This is a genomic window from Holdemania filiformis DSM 12042, assembly GCF_000157995.1.
Taxonomy (GTDB): domain Bacteria; phylum Bacillota_I; class Bacilli_A; order Erysipelotrichales; family Erysipelotrichaceae; genus Holdemania; species Holdemania filiformis.
Genome location: NZ_GG657556.1, coordinates 555,881 through 556,705, shown reverse-complemented (window position 1 = coordinate 556,705; position 825 = coordinate 555,881). Strand labels below are relative to the sequence as shown.

The following is an 825-nucleotide window of genomic DNA, read 5'->3' as shown; positions in this document are numbered from 1 at the left end:
CTTCAACTGACTGAACACGCTGATATCCGACAAAATCGAAGACAGCTTATCCTGCAGACTCGTCTGATTGCTGATGCGCAGCGTTTTCGGCACGTAGACGCTGGAACCGTTTTTCTGACGCGTATAGAACACCGTCAATGAATGACTGTCGTGCAGGCGATTGACCGTATTCTCAAAATTATTAATTCCGATCTGGCGGTTTAACGGCAGCGGCACCGGCGTTGACAGCTGCGGCATGTGCGTCAGCGGTTCACCGGCTAAATAAAGCAGGACCTCGCTGACTTCGTCAAACTGCGTGACTGCCCAGGTCAGTCCTTCCAATAACCGCATTTCCGTCTTGGGATCATAATTGCGGAAATTCTCCGGAAAGTAAAGCGAAAGCTGGCTGCCCTGCAGCGTACAGTTTTCCAGCTGCGCGTTGTTTGGCAAAAGCCCGCGCACTCCCTGTACCGGTTCGTTGCCGATCGTCATTAAGCGCAGGACCTCAGCGACTCTCTGATTTAAATCCAGCCCTTCCTCAATCCCCAGCGTATAGGGAATCAGTGTCGCGTCTTCATCCAATAAGTAGACTTGAACCATATCCCCGCCGCCACCGGATCCGCTGACGGTCTGGACCGGCTGCGAACGGGAAGGCCACAGCACGGTGGTGAGGTAAGCGGCCAATGCGACCGCGCCGAACATCAGAGCCGCGCCCTGCTTCAAAGTTTCAGGTTTGATTTTCATGAACATCCCCTCCTGTCACAGTCTATGCACCGATGTCGCAGGAAATGATGCCGCAGAGACGTTGAATTTTCAGATTGGAAATCAAGCAAGCTTTTGTTTTCG

Annotated in this window: 1 protein-coding gene; it reads right to left on the bottom strand. The window is 52.7% G+C overall.

Annotation, left to right across the window (positions count from 1 at the left end; translation table 11 throughout):
• Window positions 1–723, bottom strand: a 723-nt coding sequence (locus HOLDEFILI_RS19660) for a GerMN domain-containing protein (RefSeq protein ID WP_050766950.1), incomplete at its 3' end; no start/stop codon positions are given.
• Between the last annotated feature and the right edge of the window lie 102 nt (window positions 724–825).